This window comes from Paenibacillus tyrphae (assembly GCF_027925525.1).
Classification (GTDB): domain Bacteria; phylum Bacillota; class Bacilli; order Paenibacillales; family NBRC-103111; genus Paenibacillus_G; species Paenibacillus_G tyrfis_B.
The window spans coordinates 68,808-90,387 of sequence record NZ_BSDJ01000004.1 but is presented as its reverse complement, the minus strand read 5'-3'; the positions used below and the strand labels follow the sequence as shown (position 1 = coordinate 90,387).

Annotated in this window: 16 protein-coding genes; 1 reads left to right on the top strand and 15 read right to left on the bottom strand. The window is 54.7% G+C overall.

All coding sequences use genetic code 11. The features are described 5' to 3' along the window. Positions 1 to 12: 12 nt before the first annotated feature. The 6 genes from QMG93_RS05785 to citZ form a co-directional block, all read right to left on the bottom strand. The gene (locus tag QMG93_RS05785) at positions 13 to 438 is read right to left on the bottom strand and encodes a hypothetical protein (RefSeq protein WP_281934375.1); all 426 of its coding nucleotides are present in this window, start codon (positions 436 to 438) and stop codon (positions 13 to 15) included. A gap of 87 nt (positions 439 to 525) precedes the next feature. Next, entirely contained in the window at positions 526 to 3,651 is a 3,126-nt protein-coding gene (locus tag QMG93_RS05780; protein ID WP_281934372.1) for an efflux RND transporter permease subunit, read from the bottom strand. Further along, positions 3,648 to 4,247 (bottom strand): TetR/AcrR family transcriptional regulator, encoded by a 600-nt coding sequence (locus QMG93_RS05775; protein ID WP_281934370.1) that lies wholly within the window; start codon positions 4,245 to 4,247, stop codon positions 3,648 to 3,650. The genes QMG93_RS05780 and QMG93_RS05775 overlap by 4 nt, the downstream gene beginning before the upstream one ends. A gap of 217 nt (positions 4,248 to 4,464) precedes the next feature. Beyond that, entirely contained in the window at positions 4,465 to 5,406 is a 942-nt protein-coding gene (gene mdh / locus QMG93_RS05770) for a malate dehydrogenase (RefSeq protein WP_281934369.1), read from the bottom strand. 290 nt (positions 5,407 to 5,696) lie between these two features. Further along, positions 5,697 to 6,992: an NADP-dependent isocitrate dehydrogenase gene (gene icd, locus QMG93_RS05765; RefSeq protein WP_281934367.1), complete on the bottom strand. Its 1,296-nt coding sequence runs from the start codon at positions 6,990 to 6,992 to the stop codon at positions 5,697 to 5,699. A gap of 187 nt (positions 6,993 to 7,179) precedes the next feature. Continuing rightward, positions 7,180 to 8,292 carry a citrate synthase gene (citZ, locus tag QMG93_RS05760; protein WP_281934366.1) on the bottom strand — a complete coding sequence of 371 codons (1,113 nt, stop codon included), beginning with the start codon at positions 8,290 to 8,292 and terminating at the stop codon, positions 7,180 to 7,182. A gap of 530 nt (positions 8,293 to 8,822) precedes the next feature. On the opposite strand from citZ, the gene QMG93_RS05755 reads away from it, so the two are divergent. Beyond that, entirely contained in the window at positions 8,823 to 10,364 is a 1,542-nt protein-coding gene (locus QMG93_RS05755; RefSeq protein ID WP_281934364.1) for a Ppx/GppA phosphatase family protein, read from the top strand. Here QMG93_RS05755 and ppk1 read toward each other — a convergent pair. The 9 genes from ppk1 to accD form a co-directional block, all read right to left on the bottom strand. After that, positions 10,330 to 12,423 (bottom strand): polyphosphate kinase 1, encoded by a 2,094-nt coding sequence (ppk1, locus tag QMG93_RS05750; RefSeq protein WP_281934363.1) that lies wholly within the window; start codon positions 12,421 to 12,423, stop codon positions 10,330 to 10,332. The two genes, QMG93_RS05755 and ppk1, sit on opposite strands and share 35 nt — an antisense overlap. A gap of 251 nt (positions 12,424 to 12,674) precedes the next feature. Continuing rightward, positions 12,675 to 13,583 carry a methylisocitrate lyase gene (prpB, locus tag QMG93_RS05745; protein ID WP_281934362.1) on the bottom strand — a complete coding sequence of 303 codons (909 nt, stop codon included), beginning with the start codon at positions 13,581 to 13,583 and terminating at the stop codon, positions 12,675 to 12,677. Positions 13,584 to 13,628: 45 nt separating this feature from the next. Continuing rightward, complete coding sequence (locus QMG93_RS05740) at positions 13,629 to 15,089, bottom strand: bifunctional 2-methylcitrate dehydratase/aconitate hydratase (RefSeq protein WP_281934360.1); 1,461 nt, start codon at positions 15,087 to 15,089, stop codon at positions 13,629 to 13,631. Between the two features lie 21 nt (positions 15,090 to 15,110). Beyond that, positions 15,111 to 16,241: a citrate synthase gene (mmgD, locus tag QMG93_RS05735; RefSeq protein ID WP_281934358.1), complete on the bottom strand. Its 1,131-nt coding sequence runs from the start codon at positions 16,239 to 16,241 to the stop codon at positions 15,111 to 15,113. 106 nt (positions 16,242 to 16,347) lie between these two features. After that, a complete protein-coding gene (locus QMG93_RS05730) occupies positions 16,348 to 17,250 on the bottom strand; it encodes a LysR substrate-binding domain-containing protein (RefSeq protein ID WP_281934357.1) in 903 nt (300 codons plus the stop codon). 158 nt (positions 17,251 to 17,408) lie between these two features. Beyond that, positions 17,409 to 17,810 carry an acyl-CoA thioesterase gene (locus QMG93_RS05725; RefSeq protein ID WP_281934355.1) on the bottom strand — a complete coding sequence of 134 codons (402 nt, stop codon included), beginning with the start codon at positions 17,808 to 17,810 and terminating at the stop codon, positions 17,409 to 17,411. 108 nt (positions 17,811 to 17,918) lie between these two features. Next, a complete protein-coding gene (gene pyk, locus QMG93_RS05720; RefSeq protein ID WP_281934353.1) occupies positions 17,919 to 19,676 on the bottom strand; it encodes a pyruvate kinase in 1,758 nt (585 codons plus the stop codon). Beyond that, positions 19,669 to 20,643 (bottom strand): acetyl-CoA carboxylase carboxyltransferase subunit alpha, encoded by a 975-nt coding sequence (locus tag QMG93_RS05715; RefSeq protein ID WP_281934351.1) that lies wholly within the window; start codon positions 20,641 to 20,643, stop codon positions 19,669 to 19,671. Before QMG93_RS05715 ends, pyk begins: the two co-directional genes overlap by 8 nt. After that, entirely contained in the window at positions 20,636 to 21,559 is a 924-nt protein-coding gene (accD, locus tag QMG93_RS05710) for an acetyl-CoA carboxylase, carboxyltransferase subunit beta (RefSeq protein WP_216797721.1), read from the bottom strand. The genes QMG93_RS05715 and accD overlap by 8 nt, the downstream gene beginning before the upstream one ends. Positions 21,560 to 21,580: the final 21 nt, after the last annotated feature.

Here is a 21,580-nt window from a genome sequence, read left to right as displayed (position 1 = left end):
CTCTAATCTGAATTAAAATGCATATGGGAACTTCATCAGCGTAACGACAAGAAAGAAGATGATGCCGTTGATCACGCTAAGCGACTTGATGGAGCCAATGTGAGCCTTGATGTTTCCGCCGGACGGATCTTGCAGCGCCTTGCGCATTTTGCTGCCGAGAATGCCTGTCAGCGCCCCGATCGCGAGGAACAGCACGACCGCCAGCACCATCCACAGCACCGAATATGGCGCCTTGCTGACCAGATAACCGCCCGACAAAAATGCGATCACGAGCGCCAGTTGCCCCGCACGGTTGGCGGCAAACAGCACATTCAAGAAACCGAACTGCGCCGTTCCCGATTGCAATGCCTCCACCCGCATCGCCAAAAACGGCAGCATGAGATAAAAGCCCATCAAAATGGCGCCGAGCACATGTAAATACAAAAACACTTGCTGCATAATCCCGGGACCCTCCCTATTCAACCTCGTTTTCTCTCTCCCCTAGTATACAAGACTATGAGCTTCCTAAGCAAATGCTACCCAGGCTTACGAATGGACCGCTTTACCCGCTTTCGCCGAGCGTTTGTCGCGCCACTTCTGTAAAATGACAAACAGCGACGGAACGACGATCAGCGTAAGCATGGTTGAATACAGCAGACCGGAAATAATCGTAATTCCCATCGGGCGCCACAAATTCCCGCCCATAATCGTCATCGGCAGCAACCCGCCGATGGCCGTGGCCGTCGTCAGCAGAATCGGCCGGAGCCGCGCTTTCCCCGCTTCCGCTACCGCTTCGTACAAAGGCAGTCCGCGTTCGCGCGCCTGCTCGATAAATTCGATCAGAATGATCCCGTTCCGCACTACGATGCCCGCCAAGCTGACGAGCCCCATGAGCGCCATGAAGCCGATCGGCGAACCGGAAAGGAACAGACCGATGATCGCGCCGCCTGCCGCCAAATAGACGGTCGAGAGAATCAGCAGCGGAATCGACAGCGAGTAAAACTGCATGACCATAATGATGTAAATCAGCAAAATCACGATGACCGACAGCTTTCCGATGGAGGCAAACGCTTCGTTACGCTCCTCGTTTTCGCCGCCGAACTGAATCGAGTAGCCTGCAGGAACATTGTAGCTTCCCAGCTTGGCATGCAGATCCTTCACAATATCGTCCGCCAGCCGGTCCTGCGTATAGCTGCGCACGGTAATCGTCCGGGTCTGGTCGCGGTGATGAATCGACCTGATCATTTGGCTGGTGCGGATATCTCCCAGCTCGCGCATTTGAACCGTGCCGCCTTTTTGCGTCGAGACGTACATTTTCTTCATCGTCTCCACCGGGTCGGCAGAACGCATCTTCGCGTATAGAGTCACGTCGATCAGATCTTCGCCTTTCTGCATCTCCGACACTTCCAGCCCTTCGGTTGCCATTCTGAGCGTCGTGGAAAGATCTTTCTCATTCACGCCGAATAGACTCAACTTCGCCGGGTCGGGTTCCACCTCATAGGTGTTCATAACCTCTCCGACATCGTCGCTTACGCTGATCGTACCCGGGATTTCTTTCAGCATCGCTTGAACGTCCGCCGAAATCTGGCGAAGCTCCGACAGTTCGCTGCCGCTGATGCGCAGGGCGATCGGCGCGCCGACAGGCGGTCCTTGCTCCAGCTCGCGCGGCGTAATCTCCACATCGGAGGGGAACATCGCCTTGAGCTGCTCCCGCCACTGCACGACGGCGGCTTTCGTATTCAACTGCTTCATATCGACCTTAACGAACAGCTGTCCGATCGAGATGCCCGTCTGATCCGCTTCCGTGTAATAAAAATGCGGAGCCGTCCGTCCGGCATAAGCCGAGACAAAGCGCACGCCCGGCTGCTCTTCCATCCATGCCGCCGCTTTGCGGATCGTAAACTCCGTTTCGGCAAACTGACGTCCGGACGGAAGCTTGAAGTCGATGAGCATCTCTTCCTTCTCCGCAGGCGGGAAATACTGCACCCCAAGCAGCGGCATCAATCCGAAAGCGGAGGTGCCCAGCAGCAGCGCAGCGAGCCCGGTCAGCAGCGGACGCCGCAAGAAGCGGTGAATCTGCTTGCCGTAAAAGGCACTCAGCCTTGCGATCGGCTTGCCCAGCAGACCCGGAGTTTCCGTCCCTTCGCTTCCGGACGCCGCCCCCGCACCTTTGGTCGGCTCGGCCTTAGAGCCTTTGCGGCGAAGCCGCCGCTCGCCCACCCATTGGCGGAAAATCGGAACAATGGTCAGCGACATCGCCATGGAAGCCGCAAGGGACAACGAAATGACAACAGGAAGCGGGCGAATGAAGCTGCCGATGTTGCCCTGCAGGAAAAACAACGGCAAAAACGCGGCAGCCGTCGCAATCGTCGCCGTCAGAATCGAAATGGCGACATCACGGCTTCCCTCCAGCGAGGCCGTAGCCGGATCGTCGCCCAGCTGCAAGCGGCGCTGAATATTGTCGTTCACGACGATGGCGTCGTCGACGAGAATTCCAAGCACGATGACGAGCGCGACGATCGTAATCTGATTCAGATCGATCCCCACCGTTTCGACGGGAATAAAACCGATCGTAATGGACACCGGAATGGCCAAGGCCACGATCAGCGAAGTGCCGAACGTTAGTCCGAGAGAGCAGACAACGATAACCGAAATAATCCCCATCAGCAGCTCTCTGCCCAGCTCGTTGAACAGATGGTCGAGACTTTCCTTTTGCGTAAACAGCGACTCGATCCTCACATTAGCCGGCAGCTTCGGCCCCAGCTCCGCGACCTTCTTGTCGATGCGCTTCTGCAGCGACGGGACATCCGTGCCTTTCTCCGAATTGATGACCAGGTCGAGGACAGGCTTTCCGTTATGTAAGATGGATACTTCTTTTTTCTTCGGCCGCAGCTTGACGTCGGCGACGTCCTTGATCTTCAGCGCGCTGCCGGGAGGCAGACCCAGAAGCTCCGTATTCGCGATATCCTCGGCGGACTTCCATTCGCCACCCATATTGACGTAATACTGCTTGGCGCCCTTGTCGACCGTACCGAGCGGCACCCGATCATGCTTATTTTTCAGCGATTGAGCCACGATACCCCATGGCAGCCTGAGCGTATCCAGCTTTTCGGTATCGAGCGTGATCGCCACTTCTTGCTCGGGCAGGCCGACGACCTCGACGTTGCTTACGCCGGGGACAGTTGCAAGCTGCTTCTTCCATGAGTCCATCGTCGTCCGTAGCGACTCCAGCTCCTCCGGCGTCTCCACGACAAAATGCAAAATTTGCGCCGCAATTTTGCTCAGATCGTCGTTCACTTCCGGCTGGTGCGCGCCTTCCGGCAGGTCGTCTTGCGCGGACTGCACCTTCTGGCGCAGTGAGTCCCATGCCCTGCGGATATCCGTGTCCGACTTCAGCTCGACTTGAATGACTGACACATTGGCGGCCGAAGTGGAGCTGAGAACCTTGATGCCGCTGATTTCCTTAATTTTATCCTCCAGCGGACGGGTGACGAACTGCTCTACCTTTTCCGGCGAGGCCCCCGGATAGACGGTTTTCACCATCGCATACGTGATCTCGACCTCGGGATTCTCCCTCTGCTTCAAGGTGAAAATATTGAACACCCCGAGCACGACCGCCATCACGAAAAACAGCAGCGTCACCTTGCGGTATTTCAGCAGCATCGCGATCATTCTTCGTTCACATCCGTTTCCGGCAGGCAGTTGACGTTGATCCCGACGAGCACCTCGGCAAGCGGGTCAAGCTTTTCCAGACCGTATCCTTTTTCGATGAACCACTGGTAAGCGACCATCTCCAGCATCCCGATCTCGGCATAAGCGGTCATTTCCAGCTGCTCTTCCGTATATCCGGGATAAACATTGAAGTGCTTGAACATGTCCTTAACAACCTCGCAAACATTGCCGTAAAACTGCTTCGAGATGTCCGCTATTTCCGGAGAGGCGGCGCCATGCCGCTTCAAAATGTTCAGTATGGTCCGATTCTGGTAATAAATGGTCAACGTTTGCCGGATCAAACGGTCGTGCATCTTGTCGTTGTGCAGTTCGCGAGGGTCCAGCGATTCCGGTTCGAGCGCGACGACGATTTCCTTCAAGCATTCCTCCGCCACGCTGCGGAACAAGTCTTCCTTGCTTTTAAAATAAAGATAAAACGTGCCCTGCGCCATGCCGGCATCCTTCACAATGTCCGACACTTTGGTGCTGTGGTACCCTTTTTGCTCAAAAAGCTTCAGCGCCGACTCGACGATTTTGTCTCTCTTCTCTACGGCCAACGGTGAATTCTCCTCCCTTGGGGACCCTCCTCATAGCAGGTCCTAACATTATGACTGATTCGTCAGTCATTTTGTATCGTACCATGGATTGCCGTGGCTTTCAATCCCTTGATCGGCAGTTTTTCACGAGCTCCGCTGAAGAAAAAGGAAATAAAAAAAAGACCAGCTTCGGCCTTTTCGGCGAAAACTGGTCTTTCTTCGCACCGATAATATGCGATTAGCCCGTAACGACTTTGATGACGTTGCGTACGGATTCTGCGGATTTGTCGAGTGCCGCTTTCTCTTCCGGAAGCAGCTCCAGCTCGAATATTTTCTCGATGCCGTCTCCGCCAAGCAGCGTCGGTACGCCCATGAACAGGTTGTCATAGCCGTATTCGCCTTGGAGCAAAGCGATGGAAGGCAGAACGCGTTTTTTGTCTTTCAGGATCGCTTCCGTCATTTGCACGAGGGAAGCAGCCGGTGCGTAGTAAGCGGAGCCGTTGCCCAGCAGGTTAACGATCTCGCCGCCGCCGGTACGCGTACGCTTCACGATTGCTTCGATGCGATCAGCCGGAATGAGCTTCTCGATCGGAATTCCGCCAACATTGGAGTAACGAACGAGCGGAACCATGTCGTCCCCATGCCCCCCGAGTACGAAGCCGCGCACGTCTTCTACGGAAACGTTCAGCTCTTGCGCGATGAACGTGCAATAACGAGCCGTATCCAGCACGCCGGATTGACCGATGACGCGGTTTTTCGGGAAGCCGAGCGTTTGGTAAGCGACATACGTCATGGCGTCTACCGGGTTGCTCAGGATGAGAACGATCGATTGCGGGCTCGTTCTTTTGATGTTTTCGCAAACGGATTTCACGATGCCTGCGTTCGTGTTCACGAGGTCGTCGCGGCTCATGCCCGGTTTGCGGGCAATCCCTGCCGTGATAATCACGATGTCGGAACCGCTGGTCTCGTCATAGTTGGACGTGCCGACAATGCTCGCGTCAAACCCTTGCACCGGGGAAGCTTCGAGCATATCAAGCGCTTTCCCTTTGGTCGGGTTCTCCAGTTGAGGGATGTCCAGCAATACGACGTCGCCGAGTTCTTTTTGCGCCAGCATCAGCGCTGTTGTCGCACCTGTGAAGCCTGCGCCGACAACCGTAATTTTTTTACGTTGGATCGCCATAATCAATTCCTCCCATAGTTTGTGCTTTATCGCACATTAATTTTATGTTTCAATTTCGGGAATTAGCATATGACTTCGGCTTAATCTTTATCAGTCGCATGAAAGCGTGTCTGAGGGCGCCTGGCTTCAGCCGGGCCGCCCGCAGACAAACGCGTTCCATTCTCAGACGCCTCATGGGTGCGCCTCTATCCTGCCTGCAGACAACTTTCGTCGTCCAGGGGCGAAACCTCCAAGTTTTGCGAAGCAAAACTGCTTCGTAAGCTCTCCCTTACCAAGGAAGGTTTGGAGGGTTAGAAATTCTTGATGATCTCGTCGGCAAACGCGGAGCACTTCACTTCGGTTGCGCCTTCCATCAGACGGGCGAAGTCGTAAGTTACCGTTTTGTTGTTGATTGCCGTTTCCATGCCTTTGTAGATCAGGTCAGCCGCTTCCAGCCAGCCCAGGTGCTCCAGCATCATAACGCCGGACAAAATAACGGAACCCGGGTTAACAACGTCGAGACCTGCGTATTTCGGAGCCGTACCATGCGTTGCTTCGAAGATCGCATGACCGGTTACGTAGTTAATATTTGCACCTGGAGCGATACCGATACCGCCAACTTGAGCAGCCAGAGCGTCGGACAGGTAGTCGCCGTTCAGGTTGAGCGTAGCGATGACGTCGAAGTCCGTCGGACGAGTAAGCACTTGCTGCAGGGCGATGTCGGCAATCGCGTCTTTTACGATGATTTTGCCGGCAGCTTCTGCGTCTTTTTGCGCTTTGTTCGCCGCGTCAACACCTTGCTCTTCTTTAATTTTGTCGTATTGAGCCCAAGTGAACGTTTTGTCGCCAAACTCTTGCTCGGCGAGCTCGTAGCCCCAGTTTTTGAACGCGCCCTCGGTGAACTTCATGATGTTCCCTTTATGTACCAGGGTCACGCTCTTACGGTTATGCTGGATCGCATATTCGATAGCGGCGCGGATCAGACGCTTCGAGCCTTCGGAAGATACCGGCTTGATTCCGATACCGGACGTTTCCGGGAAGCGGATTTTTTTCACGCCCATTTCGTTTTGCAGGAAAGCAAGCACTTTTTTCACTTCGTCGGAACCTGCGGCCCATTCGATACCGGCATAGATATCCTCGGTATTTTCACGGAAAATAACCATGTCTACCAGCTCCGGACGTTTAACCGGGGAAGGCACGCCTTTGAAGTAGCGAACCGGACGGGAGCACACATACAGATCCAGCTCTTGGCGAAGCGCAACGTTCAGGGAACGGATACCACCGCCGATTGGCGTCGTCAGAGGTCCTTTGATCGCTACGATGTATTCGCGGATTGCCGTCAAAGTATCGCTCGGCAGCCAGTTATTGTATTTGTTGAAGGCTTTCTCGCCTGCAAAAACTTCGTACCATGCGATTTTTTTCTCGCCTTTGTATGCTTTCTCTACCGCTGCATCCAATACGCGCTTGGAAGCCGCCCAAATGTCCGGACCTGTGCCGTCGCCTTCGATGAAAGGAATGATCGGATTGTTCGGAACGTTCAGTTTGCCGTTCGTGATGGTGATGCGTTCGCCTTCAGTCGGAAGTGCATATTGTTCGAATTGTGCCATGAATAGGTAAGCCTCCTTGGAATGGTTTGGAGCCGTTGCAACAAGCTCCGTGGAATAGGGATGATGATGTCAAAAAGATACGGGAGCAGCGGCGCACGTCCCCTTCTCAGAAGACCGGTAACGCCGCAGCCGCCCGTAGGAGAGCTGCTTTTCTATTGCTTCCCGCAGGTGCGGCATCCCAGCCGGATTAGCGCTGCTCGATCGGAACGAAGGCTTGGTGCGACGGTCCCGTATATTCGGCACGCGGACGAATGAGGCGGTTATTATCGAATTGCTCGAGAATGTGCGCCGTCCATCCGGACGTACGGCTGATCGCGAAGATCGGCGTGAACAAGTCGCGTGGAATTTCGAGCGACGTGTAGACGGAAGCGGAGTAGAAGTCTACGTTCGGCTTCAGTCCTTTTTGGCCGGTCACGATCTCTTCGATTTGAATGGACATGTCGTACCAGTTCATGTTGCCGGTAATTTTACCGAGCTCCTGGGACATTTTTTGGAGATGCTTCGCGCGCGGGTCGCCGTTTTTATAAACGCGATGGCCGAAGCCCATAATTTTTTCCTTGTTGGCCAGTTTATCGTTGATATAGCTGGTCACGTTGTCCGCCGTGCCGATTTCTTCGAGCATCGCCATAACCGCTTCGTTGGCGCCGCCGTGCAGCGGGCCTTTGAGCGCGCCGATCGCGGACGTTACGCCCGAATAAATATCGGACAGCGTCGCAACGGTTACACGCGCAGCGAACGTCGAAGCGTTCAGCTCGTGGTCGGCATGAAGCACCAAAGCTTTGTCCAATGCCTGGATGGCGATGGGTTCCGGTTGTTTGCCTGTGAGCATATACAAGAAGTTCTCGGCAACGGAAGCACAGGATTTCGGCGCGATCGGCTCTTGTCCTTGGCGGATGCGAGCGAATGCCGCTATGATCGTCGGCAGCTGCGCCTGCAGCTTGATCGCTTTGCGGAGGTTGGATTCCGGGGTCATATCGTTTGCCTCGGCATCGTACAGCGCCAAGCTGGAAACGGCGGTACGAAGCGCGGCCATGGAATTGACGTCTTTCGGGTACAGCTTAATTTGCTCGATCACTTCGGCAGGAACCGAAGCGTTGTCGCTCAGATCTTTGGTTAATTGATCCAGTTCGGAGCGATTAGGAAGCTTGCCGTACCATAACAAGTATACGACCTCTTCGAACGTGGCGTTCTCTGCAAGGTCGTCGATATTGATGCCGCGATAGGTGAGCACACCGTCTATAATGGAGCTGATGGAGGACGTTGTGGCTACAATTCCTTCCAAACCTTTGGTAGCAGTCAAGATAATCTCTCCTTTTGCGTTCGAATTCACATAATTCTAATATAAAGTATTTAGATACTAAAGTGAACAAATTCAGACATAAAAGTTCATTATCAGCACCATAAACAGATGCTATCTGCGGGATGAATCATATGTATTCAAACCTGTAAACCCCCATCCGTAAAGGATCTATCCCAGTTTCATTATACTCATATTAACTCATAAAAAATCATAATGAATCCAGTTGGACGGCTTTATTTTAGAAAGGTATTAAATCAACATAGTACTTTTCTGATTCGCAATTCGTTGGTACATTCGAGGCAGAGGTGGCAAATTTTGAAAAATCACAGCCTGATCGAAAAAATTATGATGTTATCGATGTTGGTCCTCGTGATATTTTTTATTGGTACATTTTTTGTAATCAGATCTATTTTTCAGCATATTTCCTTTGCCCCTTAGCGAGGAGATTATCGGGAGGCGGCTCAGTGGACTTCCATCTGCCGTAACGGTAAAATAAAACTAACTTTCACCCGTTAGCAGGAGGACCAGCCATGAACAACAGCCGGCGAATCGGCATCATTGACATCGGCTCCAACTCGATCCGGTTGGCCGTGAACGAACAAACGACGGGCGGAGCATACCGTGTGATCGGCGAATTCAAGGAGTCCGCTCGCTTGAGCCAGCGGATTGGCGCCGACGGGACATTGGCTCAAGCGGATATTCAGGTGATCGTGCAGATCTTGTCGCATTTTAAACGGATATGTCACGCTCACGAAGTAACCGAATACCGGGTAGCCGCCACGGCCGCCATCCGCAACGCCGCAAATTCTCAAGAGATTCTGGACACGCTGCGCCGCGAAAGCGGATTTCACGTCGAGCTGCTGTCCGGGGAGGACGAGGCCAGACTCGGTTTCTTGGGCATGATCCAAACGATGGATATTTCGGACGGCTTTCTTGTCGACATCGGCGGGGGAAGCACCGAAATTTCGCTCTTCCGCGACCGCACCTTGATCCGCAGCGTATCGTTTCCTTTCGGTGCGGTCAATACAACGCGCAAATTTGCGCCAAACGGCGAATTCCACGAAGAACAGCTGCGGGGCATCCGCCAGATGGTCGAGGACGCGATTGCCCGCGAGCCCTGGATTCGACAAGCTCCCGGCCTGCCGCTCGTCGGGCTCGGAGGCGGCGTTCGGACGCTATGCAAAATCAATCAGCGCAAGCGCAAATATTCCTTGCCGCTTACGCATAATTATACGATCCCTGCCGCCGAAGTGGACGAGCTCGCCTCCTGGCTCCCTCTTATGCCCGGAGAAAAACGCAAAAAAATCGACGGTCTGTCCAAAGACCGCTACGATATTATCGTCCCGGGACTGCTGATTCTTCAGACGATCTTTCAAGCAGCCGGCGCTTCGCACTATGTCGTCAGCGGCGCGGGCCTGCGGGACGGGCTGTTCTTTGAAAGCTTCTACCCCGTCGACACGGAGCTAAAGCATATGGCCGAGCGAAGCGCGGACAACCTGCTCGCCCTTCATTCGACGGCCCCCCGGGCGCATCTCTCGCAGGTGAGCCGAACGGCCTTGAAGCTGTTCGATGCCTTGACGGAGGCGGGAAAGCACCGCTTCGAGCCGCGCGTGCGTCTGTGCCTGATCATCGCGGCCAAGCTGTACCGGATCGGCGCTTCGCTCAGCTATTACCAGTATCCGAAGCATTCGTTCCATATGATTGCGCATACGCGAATCGACGGCCTGACCCACCGCGAAATTCTCATTTGCGCCCTGACCGCTTCGTATAAAACAAAAGCACGGACCCAGCAGGCCGTGCAGCATCACAAGGATATTTTGAAGAAAACTGACACCGATCTGATCGCCAAGCTCGGCACGCTGCTTAAGCTCGCCGTCGCTCTCGACATTAGCGAGACGCAGGCGCTGGAAGTGACGAACGCGTTCTCGGAAAGCAAGGCGCTGCATTTAAGGCTGAAAGCAAAGCACGACCCCGCTGCGGAATACAGAGAGGTCCTCGGATTGCAAAAAGAATTTAAAAATACGTGGGGACTGCAGCTCAAAGTTCACGAGTCGTCGTTTTCCACGAACTGATGCGCATGGCCGCAAATTGACTGCGAAGCTGCGGCTCGTTTCCTTCCGAGCGGACATGCTCGTACATGCCGTTCGGTTGGAGCTGCCGCGCCTTCACGTTATCCTTCAGGCTGAGCCGCAATATATTGATCAGCGACTGCTGGATGCTTTTGTCAAATACGGGACACATCAGCTCAACGCGCCGCGTCAGGTTCCGGGTCATCCAGTCTGCGCTGGCGATATACACTTCCGGCTCCCCACCGTTCTCGAAATAAAAAATGCGCGAGTGCTCCAAGAACCGGTCTACAACGCTGCGCACCGTTATCCGTTCGCTCAGTCCCGGAACACCGGGCCGCAGGCAGCATACGCCGCGCACGATCAGATCGATCTCGACCCCCGCCTGCGAGGCCGCATACAGCTCGTCGACCATCTGTTGGTTCGATAGCGAGTTGAACTTGGCGATGATCCGCGCCGGCTTGCCTTCGGCGGCGTGCTTCGCTTCGCGGCGAATTTTCTCAAACAGTTTATCCATCATGTCGGTAGGCGCCACGCCGAACGCTTTCCAGTTGTGCGGCGCCGAATACCCGGTCACCTCGTTGAACAGCGCGGAAGCGTCCTCCCCGATCTCCTTATGCGACGTAAACAAGCCGATATCGGTGTACAATCTTGCCGTATTGTCATTGTAATTCCCCGTGCCCACGTGCACGTACCGCCTCAGCCCGTCCGCTTCCTGCCGGACGACCAGCGTAATCTTGGCATGCGTCTTCAGCCCCACGAGCCCGTAAACGACGTGGCAGCCCGCCTGCTCCAGCTTACGCGCCCAAGCGATATTGCGCTCTTCGTCAAACCGCGCCTTCAGCTCCACCACGACCGTGACCTGCTTGCCGGACTCCGCCGCACGGGCAAGTCCTTGAATAAGCGGGGAATTGCCGCTGACCCGGTACAGCGTCATTTTGATGGCGAGCACTTGCGGATCGTAAGCCGCTTGGAGCACAAAATCGGTGACGGCATCGAACGACTCGTATGGATGATACACCAGCACATCCTGCTGCCTCAGCTTGGCGAACAGATCCTCGACATCGTCGAGCTCGGAAGGATATACCGATTGGATCGGGGCATAGCGCAAATGATCGAAGCCTTGGAGCGCCGACGCCATTTTCATAAAATATGTAAGATCCAGCGGCCCGTCGATTTCAAAAATATTCTCGACAATCTCGAACTCCTCCGTCAGCTGCTCCAGCGCATACGGGTGAATGCCCTTCTGTACCTCCAGCCGGACCGGTGTCCCCCAGCGCCGCTTGCGGAGCTGGATTTCGATCTCCTCCAGCAAATCCTCCGCGCCTTCCTCGTTCAGCGTCAAGTCCGCGTTGCGTGTCAGCCGGAACGCATGGACCGACATCGGAATATAGCCGCTGAACAGCGTATGGATGTGCTTTTCAATGAGATTTTCCATAAGAATGAATTCGCGCTTCTTGCTATTGGTTCGTCCGGGCACCGCCAGGTAGCGGCTTAAATTCGACGGCACCTGAAGGATAGCAAAATACGGTTCGTCCTCCGGATCGTCGCCTGTCTTCATCAGCACGACCGCCAAATATAAAGCCTGAGTCCGCACCAGCGGAAAAGGCCGCGACTGGTCGACCGCCATTGGCGTCAGCACGGGAAAGACGATATCGTGGTAATATTCGTCCATCGCTTTGCGCTGGGTTACGTTCAAATCGTCGTATTCGGTAAAAATAATGCCTTCTTTGCCAAGCTGCCGGATGATGTCCCGATACGTCTTGTACTGCTCCGTTACCATCTTGGAGGAGCGCTTCATGACGCGTTTGAACAATCCGGCGGGCGTATAGCCGGTGAAATCTTTTTTGGTATGGCCCGCTTTGATCTGATCCTTGATGCCGGCTACGCGGACACTCATAAACTCGTCTAAATTGGAAGAAACGATCGATAAAAATTTGACGCGTTCAAGCAGCGGCGTTTCGGGGTCCTGCGCCTCCTCCAGCACGCGCCAGTTGAATTCGACCCAACTTAAGTCGCGGTTCAGATAATGGTTGGCGGTCTCACGTGCGGCAATATCCTTCATAAGGTAGTAAACCCTCCATGGTCATTCACCGTTTAGCTTCATTTCATCTGCTTTCTACATCGTAATTCGACAATGTTAAGCGAGCGTGCTCTTTTTGTTAATTTTATGTAAACGCAAGGGAAAATACACCTAAATTTTATCCGGGACGGATTCAAAAAGAGCTTTATCATTATACAACGAAAAGAGCTCCCGGAGGAACTAGCCTCTTCAGGAACTCTTCACGTATCTGCAATCGTTGGAAATCAAGGGACCTAGTCGGTTGGCGGCAGGGCGGTTTTAGCGATTTTTCCGTCCAAGGCTTCGTAATCGTAATATCGGATCGTATCGTACAGCTCCTTGCGGGTTTGCATATCTTGCAGCGATCCCGCCTGCGTCCCGGTGCGGTAGATTTCCGAAAATACGCGCTCGTAGGCTTTGGCCGCTACCCGCAGCGAAGTTACCGGATAAATGACCATATTGAAGCCCCAAGCCTCGAACTGCTCCGCAGTATAATACGGCGTTTTTCCGAACTCCGTCATGTTCGCCAGCAGCGGCGCGTCGATCGCGGAGCGGAACCGTTTGAACTCCTCTTCGCTCTCCAGCGCCTCGGGAAAAATCCCGTCCGCTCCCGCCGACATATAATGCTTGGCCCGGTCCACCGCCGCTTCGAAGCCTTCTACGCTTTTGGCGTCCGTGCGGGCGATGACGACGAGCGTTGGGCTAATTTCCTTGATCGTTTTGATTTTTTGCATCATTTCCTCGGTTGAAACGAGCTTTTTGCCGTTCAAATGGCCGCATTTCTTCGGCATCTCCTGATCCTCAATCTGGACGGCGGCAACCTTGGCTTCGACCATTTCCTTGGCCGTCCGGGCTGCGTTCAAGATGCCGCCGTAGCCGGTATCGATATCGACCAGCAGCGGAAGCATCGAGGCGCGGACTAGCTCGCGGGCCCGGTCCGCAACTTCATTCGAATAAATGAGCCCGAGATCCGGCAAGCCCCGGCTGGCCGTATAGGCGGCACCGGACAAATAAAGCGCCTCGAAGCCGAACTGCCCGGCTATTCTGGCCGCCATCCCGTCGTGCGCACCCGGAATTTTGAGAATCGGCCCCGCTTCCATCCGTTTCTTAAAAGCGGCCGCCAGCTCCCGTTGGTCCTTCTCTTGCTCCATCAACCATGCCATCGTTACTCCTCCCGGGAAGTCGTATTCCGCAACCTTACCGTTAAATTAAATGACGTACAAATTCATGTATTCATTGACCTGCATTTGCTCCAACCGCTCCAAGTCAAGCGACAGTTCGAGGATTTGCGCCGCTTTTGGCTTAGGGAATCTCGTCAGCAGGTTGCCTTCGAATTTGTCGATCACCTTCGGCAGTCCTTCGGCCCGTCGTCTGCGGTGACCGATCGGGTATTCGCATTCCACGTTTGCTGTCTCCGTTCCATCCTTGAACCGGATTTGGACCGCATTGGCAATCGACCGTTTGTCCGGATCGAGGTAATCCCGACTGTATTGCGGATTCTCGATGACGACCATCTTGTCCCGCAGCGCATCGATTCGCGGGTCGGCGGCCGCCTCATCCTCATAATGCTCCGCCGTCAACTCGCCGTGCAGCAAGCCTACCGCCACCATATATTGGAGGCAGTGGTCCCGGTCCGCCGGGTTATGCAGCGGGCCTTTCTTATCGATAATGCGGATGGCCGATTCATGCGTCGTAATCGTAATCCGATCGATCTCGTCCAGCCGGTCCTTGATTTGCGGGTGCAGCGCAAAGGCGCATTCGACGGCGGTCTGGGCGTGGAATTCGGCCGGGAAGGAAATTTTAAACAACACGTTCTCCATCACGTAAGAGCCGAGAGGTCGAGCAAGCTTCAGCGGCTTGCCCTGGAACAATACGTCCTGGAAGCCCCACGTTTTGGCCGAAAGCGCGGTGGCGTACCCCATTTCGCCGTTGACGGCCATGAGGGCCAGACGGACTGCGCGGCTGGTTGCGTCTCCGGCCGCCCACGATTTGCGCGATCCCGTATTCGGCGCGTGCCGGTACGTGCGCAAGCTTCCGCCGTCCAGCCACGCGTTGGAAAGCGCGTTGACCACCTCGTCCCGGGTGCCGCCCAACATCGCCGTGACGACAGCCGTTGAAGCAATCTTCACCAGCAGCACGTGATCCAAGCCGACGCGGTTGAAGCTGTTTTCGAGGGCGAGCACTCCTTGAATTTCGTGCGCTTTCACGGCGGCGTCCAGCACGTCCCGCATCCGAAAAGGGGCTTTGCCTTCTGCGATCCGGACACGGCTGAGATAGTCGGCTACCGCCAAAATGCCGCCCAAATTGTCCGAAGGATGTCCCCATTCGGCGGCCAGCCACGTATCGTTGTAATCGAGCCAGCGGATCATGCACCCGATATTGAACGCCCCGTGTACAGGATCGAGCTCATAGCGAGTCCCCGGCACCCGGCAGCCGTGAGGCACAATGACGCCCGGTACGACAGGTCCGAGATGCTTCGCGCATTCCGGAAAGCGAAGTGCCAAAATGGCGGTGCCGAGCGAGTCCAAGACGACGTGCTGTGCGATGCGCCGGGCTTCCGGACTTTGGACTTCGTATTCAAGCGCGTAATCCGCGATATCCACTAACAGTTGATCCGCAGCGTATGCGGTTCTTCCTTGTTCATAGGCCATAGATGGGTTTGCTGCCATATCGATGTCTCCTCCCACTAGTTATGAGCCGACCGAGGCCGAATCGGGATGCAGATCGCGCGGTCCCTTGTACAGGACACGAGGCCGGAAAAGCCGGTTGTTCGCATGCTGCTCCATCACGTGCGCGCACACACCAACCGTCCGGGCGGCGAGAAAGACCGGGGTGAACAGGTCGATCGGAATGCCCAGCAAATAATAAACCGGCGCGGCGTAGTAATCGAGGTTCGGATACAATCCCTTTTCACGGTTCATCACCTCTTCGCCGATGACGCACATACGGTACAGCTTCTCTTCGTTTTTGGCGGCCGCAAGCAGGGCCAGCGCCTCTTTCATCAGCATCGCACGCGGGTCCGGCTTCTTCATGTACACCCGGTGGCCGAAGCCCATGATGCGTTCCTTGCGGGACAATTTGCCGAGGATCAGCGGCTCCATCCTATCCTCATCTCCCGCTTCCAGCAGCATCTTCATCACCGCTTCGTTCGCTCCGCCATGCAGCGTGCCTTTCAGCGAAGCAACGGCGCCGGTCAGCGCCCCGTACAGATCGGCCTGCGTGGAAGCAATGACGCGTGCGGCAAAGGTCGAGTTAGGCATCTCATGCTCGCTGTATGCGATCAGCGATTGATCGAACGTCTTCTCTTCCATTTCGGAAGGAACTTTCCCGGTAATCATGTACAAAAAGTTGGCGCTGTACGATAGGTCTTGGCGCGGCTCCACCAGAGGCTGCCGCATGGACGCATGATAGCTGGCCGCCACGATCTGCGGCACCTTGGCCAGCAGCCGGATCGATTTGCGGTAATTCGCTTCCCGCGACCGGTCTTCGATATCCTGGTCATAGCCGGCAATGGCGGAAATGCCCGTTCTTAGCGCATCCATCAGATGCGTCTGCTGCGGAAGCAGGCGCAAGATCGCCAGCGAATCCTCGGGCAGTCCGTACTCCGTTTTGAGGTTGAGCTCGAGAGCATTGCGCCATTCGGGCGTAGGCAGACTGCCGTCAAGCATTAACGAAACGACGTCCAAATAAGTAACGGTTTTGGCCAATTCGATAAGATCGTAACCCCGCAGCACAATTTGTTCTTTTTCAACATCCAAATAAGAAATTTCGGTCTCGCTCGCGATAACGTTTTCAAGGCCGGGCTGGAATGATCCGCTCATCGTTCTTTTCGCTCCTCCCGATGGTTTGGCTTTGCCCCTTCAGTATATCGACCCGCTGGAAAACGCGTCCAATATCCGTTACGTCCTTCCTGATATGCGGAACGTATCAAGCCGGGTGGATAGGACTCTTCGTTCCACCGCCGTATGTCCGGCCGAGCTTCAAAAATTCGTGCAGCACCGGCGCTTTCTCGTCTTTCCGCCAAATGAACGCCGTTTCCAGAACGGGGGCTTCCCGAATGTCCCGGTAAACGACCCCTTGATTTTGCTGGTGCCGAAAGGACGCGGGAACTAAAGCAACCCCCATCCCTTCGGCTACAAAGGCGACAACGGTTAAGATTTCAGGCGCTTCCAGCGCAATATTAGGCGAAAATCCGGCCTTATAGCATAAATGGATGACCGCATCGTGATAGGTCGAGCCGTTTTGCCTGGGAGATAAAATAAACGGCTCGTGCTCCAGATCGCGAACGCTAAGTGCTTGCCTGCCGGCCAACGGATGCGCTTCGGGAAGCACCGCCATAAACGGCTCGCGCATAAACAGCTCCGTATTCAAATGCGGACTGTGAATTGAGGCGCGCACAATTCCGAGATGAATGCTTTTTTCGTGCAGCGCTTGCAGTTGGCTCCCGCTCTTCATTTGATGAAGCTTCAATTCCACCGAAGGAAAACGAAGCCGATACTGCTGCAGCAGCGGAACGATGTGGTAGGTCGCCGAACCGACAAAGCCGATCGCCAGTCTGCCCGTTTGCCCCCGGCTCGCTTTCTCCGCCGCCTCTCGCGCTTGCTCCACACGCGCTAAAGCCGACCGCGACTCCTCCAGGAACACTTTCCCCGCATCCGTTAATTCAACGTGCTGCTTGCTTCGGGAAAATAACGAAAATCCAAGCTCTTCCTCCAGCTTGCGGATTTGCTGGCTTAACGGCGGCTGCGCCATGTTAAGGCGAGCAGCCGCCCGGCCGAAATGCAGCTCCTCCGCAACCGTTACGAAGTATCGCAAATGACGCAGTTCCATCGTGCCTCTCCCCTTTTGATCGTTCAATCCTTCGCTTGTACTTAAATTATACAATAGGGACGAATCATTTTGGAAAATATAGCATAAATAGGAATAGAACCTGACCAAAAAGGCCAAGTCCTTCATTGTTTTTTAGGTTAGCGGAATTATGATGCGCATTAGCCCATGGCTTTGACAAGGAGGGCATATAAATCAGGCACATCCCTGTCGATCCGCACCGGCTTCCAATCCTGATTCAACCAGACGTGCTGCGTTCCTCCGGTGACCAGCATTTCCTCGCCGCGTTTAATTTCATAAGCGAACCGGATTCGAAGACTCGTCAACTCGACAACTTTGGTATCAATCGTCACCAAATCGTCGTAACGGGCGGGCGCGCGGAATTTCAGGTCCGCCTCAATCACTGGCAGCAGCAAGCCGCGGGTCTCCAGCCCTTGATAAGGCATACCCAGCTCGCGGATCATCTCGGTCCGGCCGACTTCAAACCAATTCAAATAGTTGGCGTGATACACGACGCCCATCTGATCCGTTTCCTGATAGCGGACGCGTAAAGTATGCTGCATACGGACCTCCTGAATCCTCATGGAAGATAGGTGTAAAGCAAAGGAGCGAAACCGCTGTTCGATTTCGCTCCGCTTGTTCTGCTATCGCAAGGCTTCGACGACGTTCTATTACAGCACGCGTGCGCGGCCGGAATAGATGACGCCGACTTCCGGATAGATGGATACTTCGTCGTTGTCTTTCAAGATGCCAAGCGCGTTGTCTACACCGACGATGACCGGTTTGCCCAAGCTGATGCCGACAACCGCCGCATGGGACGTGATACCGCCCGTTTCGGTAACTACTGCCGCCGCTTTCTCGAAGGCCGGCATGTAGTCTTTATCGGTCGTCACGGTAACCAGAATGCAGCCCTCGGTCGTCTTCGCATTCGCTTCTTCGGCGGAGCGGGCCGTTACGACGTGGCCTGTGGCGATTTGCGTGCCGATCCCTTGGCCTTTGGCAATCATTTCACCGATTTGATGAACTTTGATCAAGTTCGTCGTTCCAGAGCGGCCGACCGGTACGCCTGCGGTGATGACGACGAGATCGCCCAAGCTGACGAGGTCAGCCTTCACGCTAGCGTCTACGGCATGCTCGAACAATTGGTCCGTCGAGGTGCAGGTCTCACCCTTCACCGGAATAACGCCCCATACGAGCGACAAACGGCGCAACACGCGATCGTTCGGCGTTACCGCGATGATCGGCGCTTTCGGACGGTACTTGGACACCATACGCGCCGTATAGCCGCTTTCCGTGGAAGTCAGAATCGCTTTGGCGTCCAGATCAAGCGCCGAGTTCGCTACCGCTTGGCTGATCGCCTCGGTTACGGTCGTCTGCTGCGCATTGCTCTGACGGATGAAAATTTCCCGATATTCCAATGCCGATTCCGCACGCTCGGCGATGCGGGCCATCGTCTGAACAGACTCTACCGGGTATTTCCCTGCCGCCGTTTCGCCGGATAGCATCACGGCATCCGTGCCGTCGAAGATCGCGTTCGCCACGTCGCTCGCTTCCGCACGCGTCGGGCGCGGGTTGCGCTGCATGGAGTCCAGCATCATCGTAGCCGTAATAACCGGTTTACCAACTTGGTTACATTTTTTGATCATCGCTTTTTGCACGATTGGCACGTCTTCAGCCGGAATTTCCACGCCGAGATCGCCGCGCGCTACCATGAGACCGTCGGATACCTCTAGAATTTCGTCGAGGTTTTCCACGCCTTCCTGGTTTTCGATTTTGGAGATGATTTGAATATGCGTTGCGTTATGACGGTCAAGAATTTCGCGGATTTCAAGGACGTCGCTCGCTTTGCGCACGAAAGAAGCAGCGATAAAATCCACTCCCTGCTGAATGCCGAAAATGATATCGTTCGCGTCTTTTTCCGTGATGCCCGGCAGGTTGATTTTCACTCCAGGCACGTTCACGCCTTTTTTGCCGCCAAGCAGTCCGCCGTTTTTAATCCGGCACACGATATCCGTTCCGCGGATATCTTCGACCGTCAGTCCGATCAAGCCGTCATCGATCAGAATGGTGGAACCGATCTTGACGTCTTTGTAAAGGTCCCTGTATGTGATGGAAACGCGCTCGGCATCGCCGAGTACTTCCTCCGTCGTTAAAGTAATCAAATTGTCCTGGAGCAGCTCAACTTTTTGATCGTCCTTCAGCTTGCCGGTCCGGATTTCCGGTCCTTTGGTATCAAGCAGAATGGCTACGCTTTTGCCGAGCTCCTGACAAGCTTGACGCACGTTCTTGATTCTGTTGCCATGCTCTTCGAAATCGCCGTGGGAGAAGTTCAGCCGAGCAACGTTCATCCCTGCATCAATGAGCTTCTTGAACATGTCCAGCGATTCGCTGACCGGTCCGATGGTACACACAATTTTTGTTTTACGCATGATTTCCCTCCTGGATGGTGGTGAACCGACCGATTTGTCTAAATTTATTATAGCGGTCTTCTATTAATTCATTCTCCGTCATCTTGAGCAATTCCTGCAAGTGGGTCCACAACATTTGCTTGATCGATTCCGCCTGCAGGGCAACATCCCGATGGGCACCGCCCTTCGGTTCGGAAATGATCGCATCGATAACGCCGAGCTTCAAAATTTCGTCCGCCGTAATTTTCATCGCTTCGGCTGCTTCCATCGATTTTGAAGCGTCTTTATATAAGATCGAGGCCGCGCCTTCCGGGCTGATGACCGAATAAATTGCATTTTCAAGCATAAATACGCGGTTGCCTACGCCAAGCGCCAGAGCGCCGCCGCTACCGCCTTCGCCGATGACGACGCACAAGACAGGCACCCGCAAGGACGCCATCTCCATCAGATTCCGGGCGATCGCTTCCCCTTGCCCTCTCTCTTCCGCCGCATTGCCGGGATAAGCGCCTTTCGTATCGATGAACGTGATGATCGGGCGCTTGAACTTGTCCGCCTGCTTCATAAAGCGCAGCGCTTTGCGGAAGCCTTCCGGATGCGGGCTGCCGAAGTGACGCGCAATGTTGTCCTTCGTATCTTTCCCTTTTTGATGGCCGACAACCGTCACCGGAATGCCGTTAAAGCGGGCGATGCCCCCTACAATGGCCAGATCGTCGCCAAATAAACGGTCCCCGTGCAGCTCGATGAAATCGGTGAACAAATGCTGAATGTAGTCCAGTGTCGTCGGGCGCTGCGGATGACGGGCTACCTGCATTTTTTGCTTGGTCGACATGCCGGCGTACAATTCCGTTTCGAGCTGCTCCAGCCGCTGCTCCAAGCGCTTGATCTCCTCGGAGAAATCGATCTGCTTGTCCGCTCCGAACTTGCGCAGCTCGTCGATTTTGGCGCGAAGCTCGACTAGCGGCTGCTCAAAAGGCATTTCACTAGCCATTAACGGTTTCCTCCTTTACCGCGTGCATGCTAAGAAGACGGGTCAGCGTACTGCGCATTTCTTTGCGGTGCGAGACCAAGTCCACTTGTCCATGCTTCAGGTTGAATTCCGCCGTCTGGAAGCCTGGCGGCAGCTTGATTTTCATCGTCTGTTCGATGACGCGTCCGCCGGTAAAGCCGAACGCTGCCCCCGGCTCGGCAATAATGTAGTCTCCGAGCATCGCGAAGCTCGCGCTGACGCCGCCGAAAGTCGGGTCGGTAATGACGGAAACGTACAGGCCGCCCTGCTCGTTCAGCTTGGCAATCGCCGCGCTCGTTTTCGCCATCTGCATCAGGCTGAGAATGCTTTCCTGCATCCGCGCGCCGCCCGATGTGGAGAAAATGATAACCGGCCGGTTCGTCCGGGTCGCATGCTCGATCGCATTCGTCACCTTCTCGCCTACAACTGATCCGAGCGATCCGCCCATAAAGTCGAAGCTCATCACCGCTACGACGACCGGATACCCTCCGATCGTTCCTTCGCCGGTAATGACGGCGTCCTGCATGCCGGTAGCTTCGACCGCTTTGTTGTACTTGGCTATGTAGTCGGGGAATTCCAGCGGGTCCTGAGATGCCATCTCGCTGTCAAATTCCACAAAGCGGCCTTCGTCCATCGTCATCTGGATACGTTCAACGGCATTCAGCTTGTAATGGTACTCGCAAGCGGTACATACCTTTAAGTTTTTATCAAGCTCTTTGTTGTACTGGATCGTCCCGCACTTGGGGCACTTGTTCATCAGGCCTTCCGGGATTTCACGCTTCGGACGCTCTTCGGGAACGTCGATAGCTCCGTCCATCACCCGGTTCGGAGCCGTCCTGTCCACGGAAGGAACCGTGGCATATTTTCTTTTTTTTTGAAACAAGTCTTTAAATTGCACAATTACACCTCACTTGAGATA

What these genes read in the sequence shown, in the direction of transcription:
- QMG93_RS05785 (WP_281934375.1), bottom strand. Translation starts at nt 438, where the DNA reads ATGCAGCAAGTGTTTTTGTATTTACATGTGCTCGGCGCCATTTTGATG.
- QMG93_RS05780 (WP_281934372.1), bottom strand. Translation starts at nt 3,651, where the DNA reads ATGATCGCGATGCTGCTGAAATACCGCAAGGTGACGCTGCTGTTTTTC.
- mdh (WP_281934369.1), bottom strand. Translation starts at nt 5,406, where the DNA reads ATGGCGATCCAACGTAAAAAAATTACGGTTGTCGGCGCAGGCTTCACA.
- icd (WP_281934367.1), bottom strand. Translation starts at nt 6,992, where the DNA reads ATGGCACAATTCGAACAATATGCACTTCCGACTGAAGGCGAACGCATC.
- QMG93_RS05755 (WP_281934364.1), top strand. Translation starts at nt 8,823, where the DNA reads ATGAACAACAGCCGGCGAATCGGCATCATTGACATCGGCTCCAACTCG.
- ppk1 (WP_281934363.1), bottom strand. Translation starts at nt 12,423, where the DNA reads ATGAAGGATATTGCCGCACGTGAGACCGCCAACCATTATCTGAACCGC.
- prpB (WP_281934362.1), bottom strand. Translation starts at nt 13,583, where the DNA reads ATGGCATGGTTGATGGAGCAAGAGAAGGACCAACGGGAGCTGGCGGCC.
- QMG93_RS05740 (WP_281934360.1), bottom strand. Translation starts at nt 15,089, where the DNA reads ATGGCAGCAAACCCATCTATGGCCTATGAACAAGGAAGAACCGCATAC.
- mmgD (WP_281934358.1), bottom strand. Translation starts at nt 16,241, where the DNA reads ATGAGCGGATCATTCCAGCCCGGCCTTGAAAACGTTATCGCGAGCGAG.
- QMG93_RS05730 (WP_281934357.1), bottom strand. Translation starts at nt 17,250, where the DNA reads ATGGAACTGCGTCATTTGCGATACTTCGTAACGGTTGCGGAGGAGCTG.
- QMG93_RS05725 (WP_281934355.1), bottom strand. Translation starts at nt 17,810, where the DNA reads ATGCAGCATACTTTACGCGTCCGCTATCAGGAAACGGATCAGATGGGC.
- pyk (WP_281934353.1), bottom strand. Translation starts at nt 19,676, where the DNA reads ATGCGTAAAACAAAAATTGTGTGTACCATCGGACCGGTCAGCGAATCG.
- QMG93_RS05715 (WP_281934351.1), bottom strand. Translation starts at nt 20,643, where the DNA reads ATGGCTAGTGAAATGCCTTTTGAGCAGCCGCTAGTCGAGCTTCGCGCC.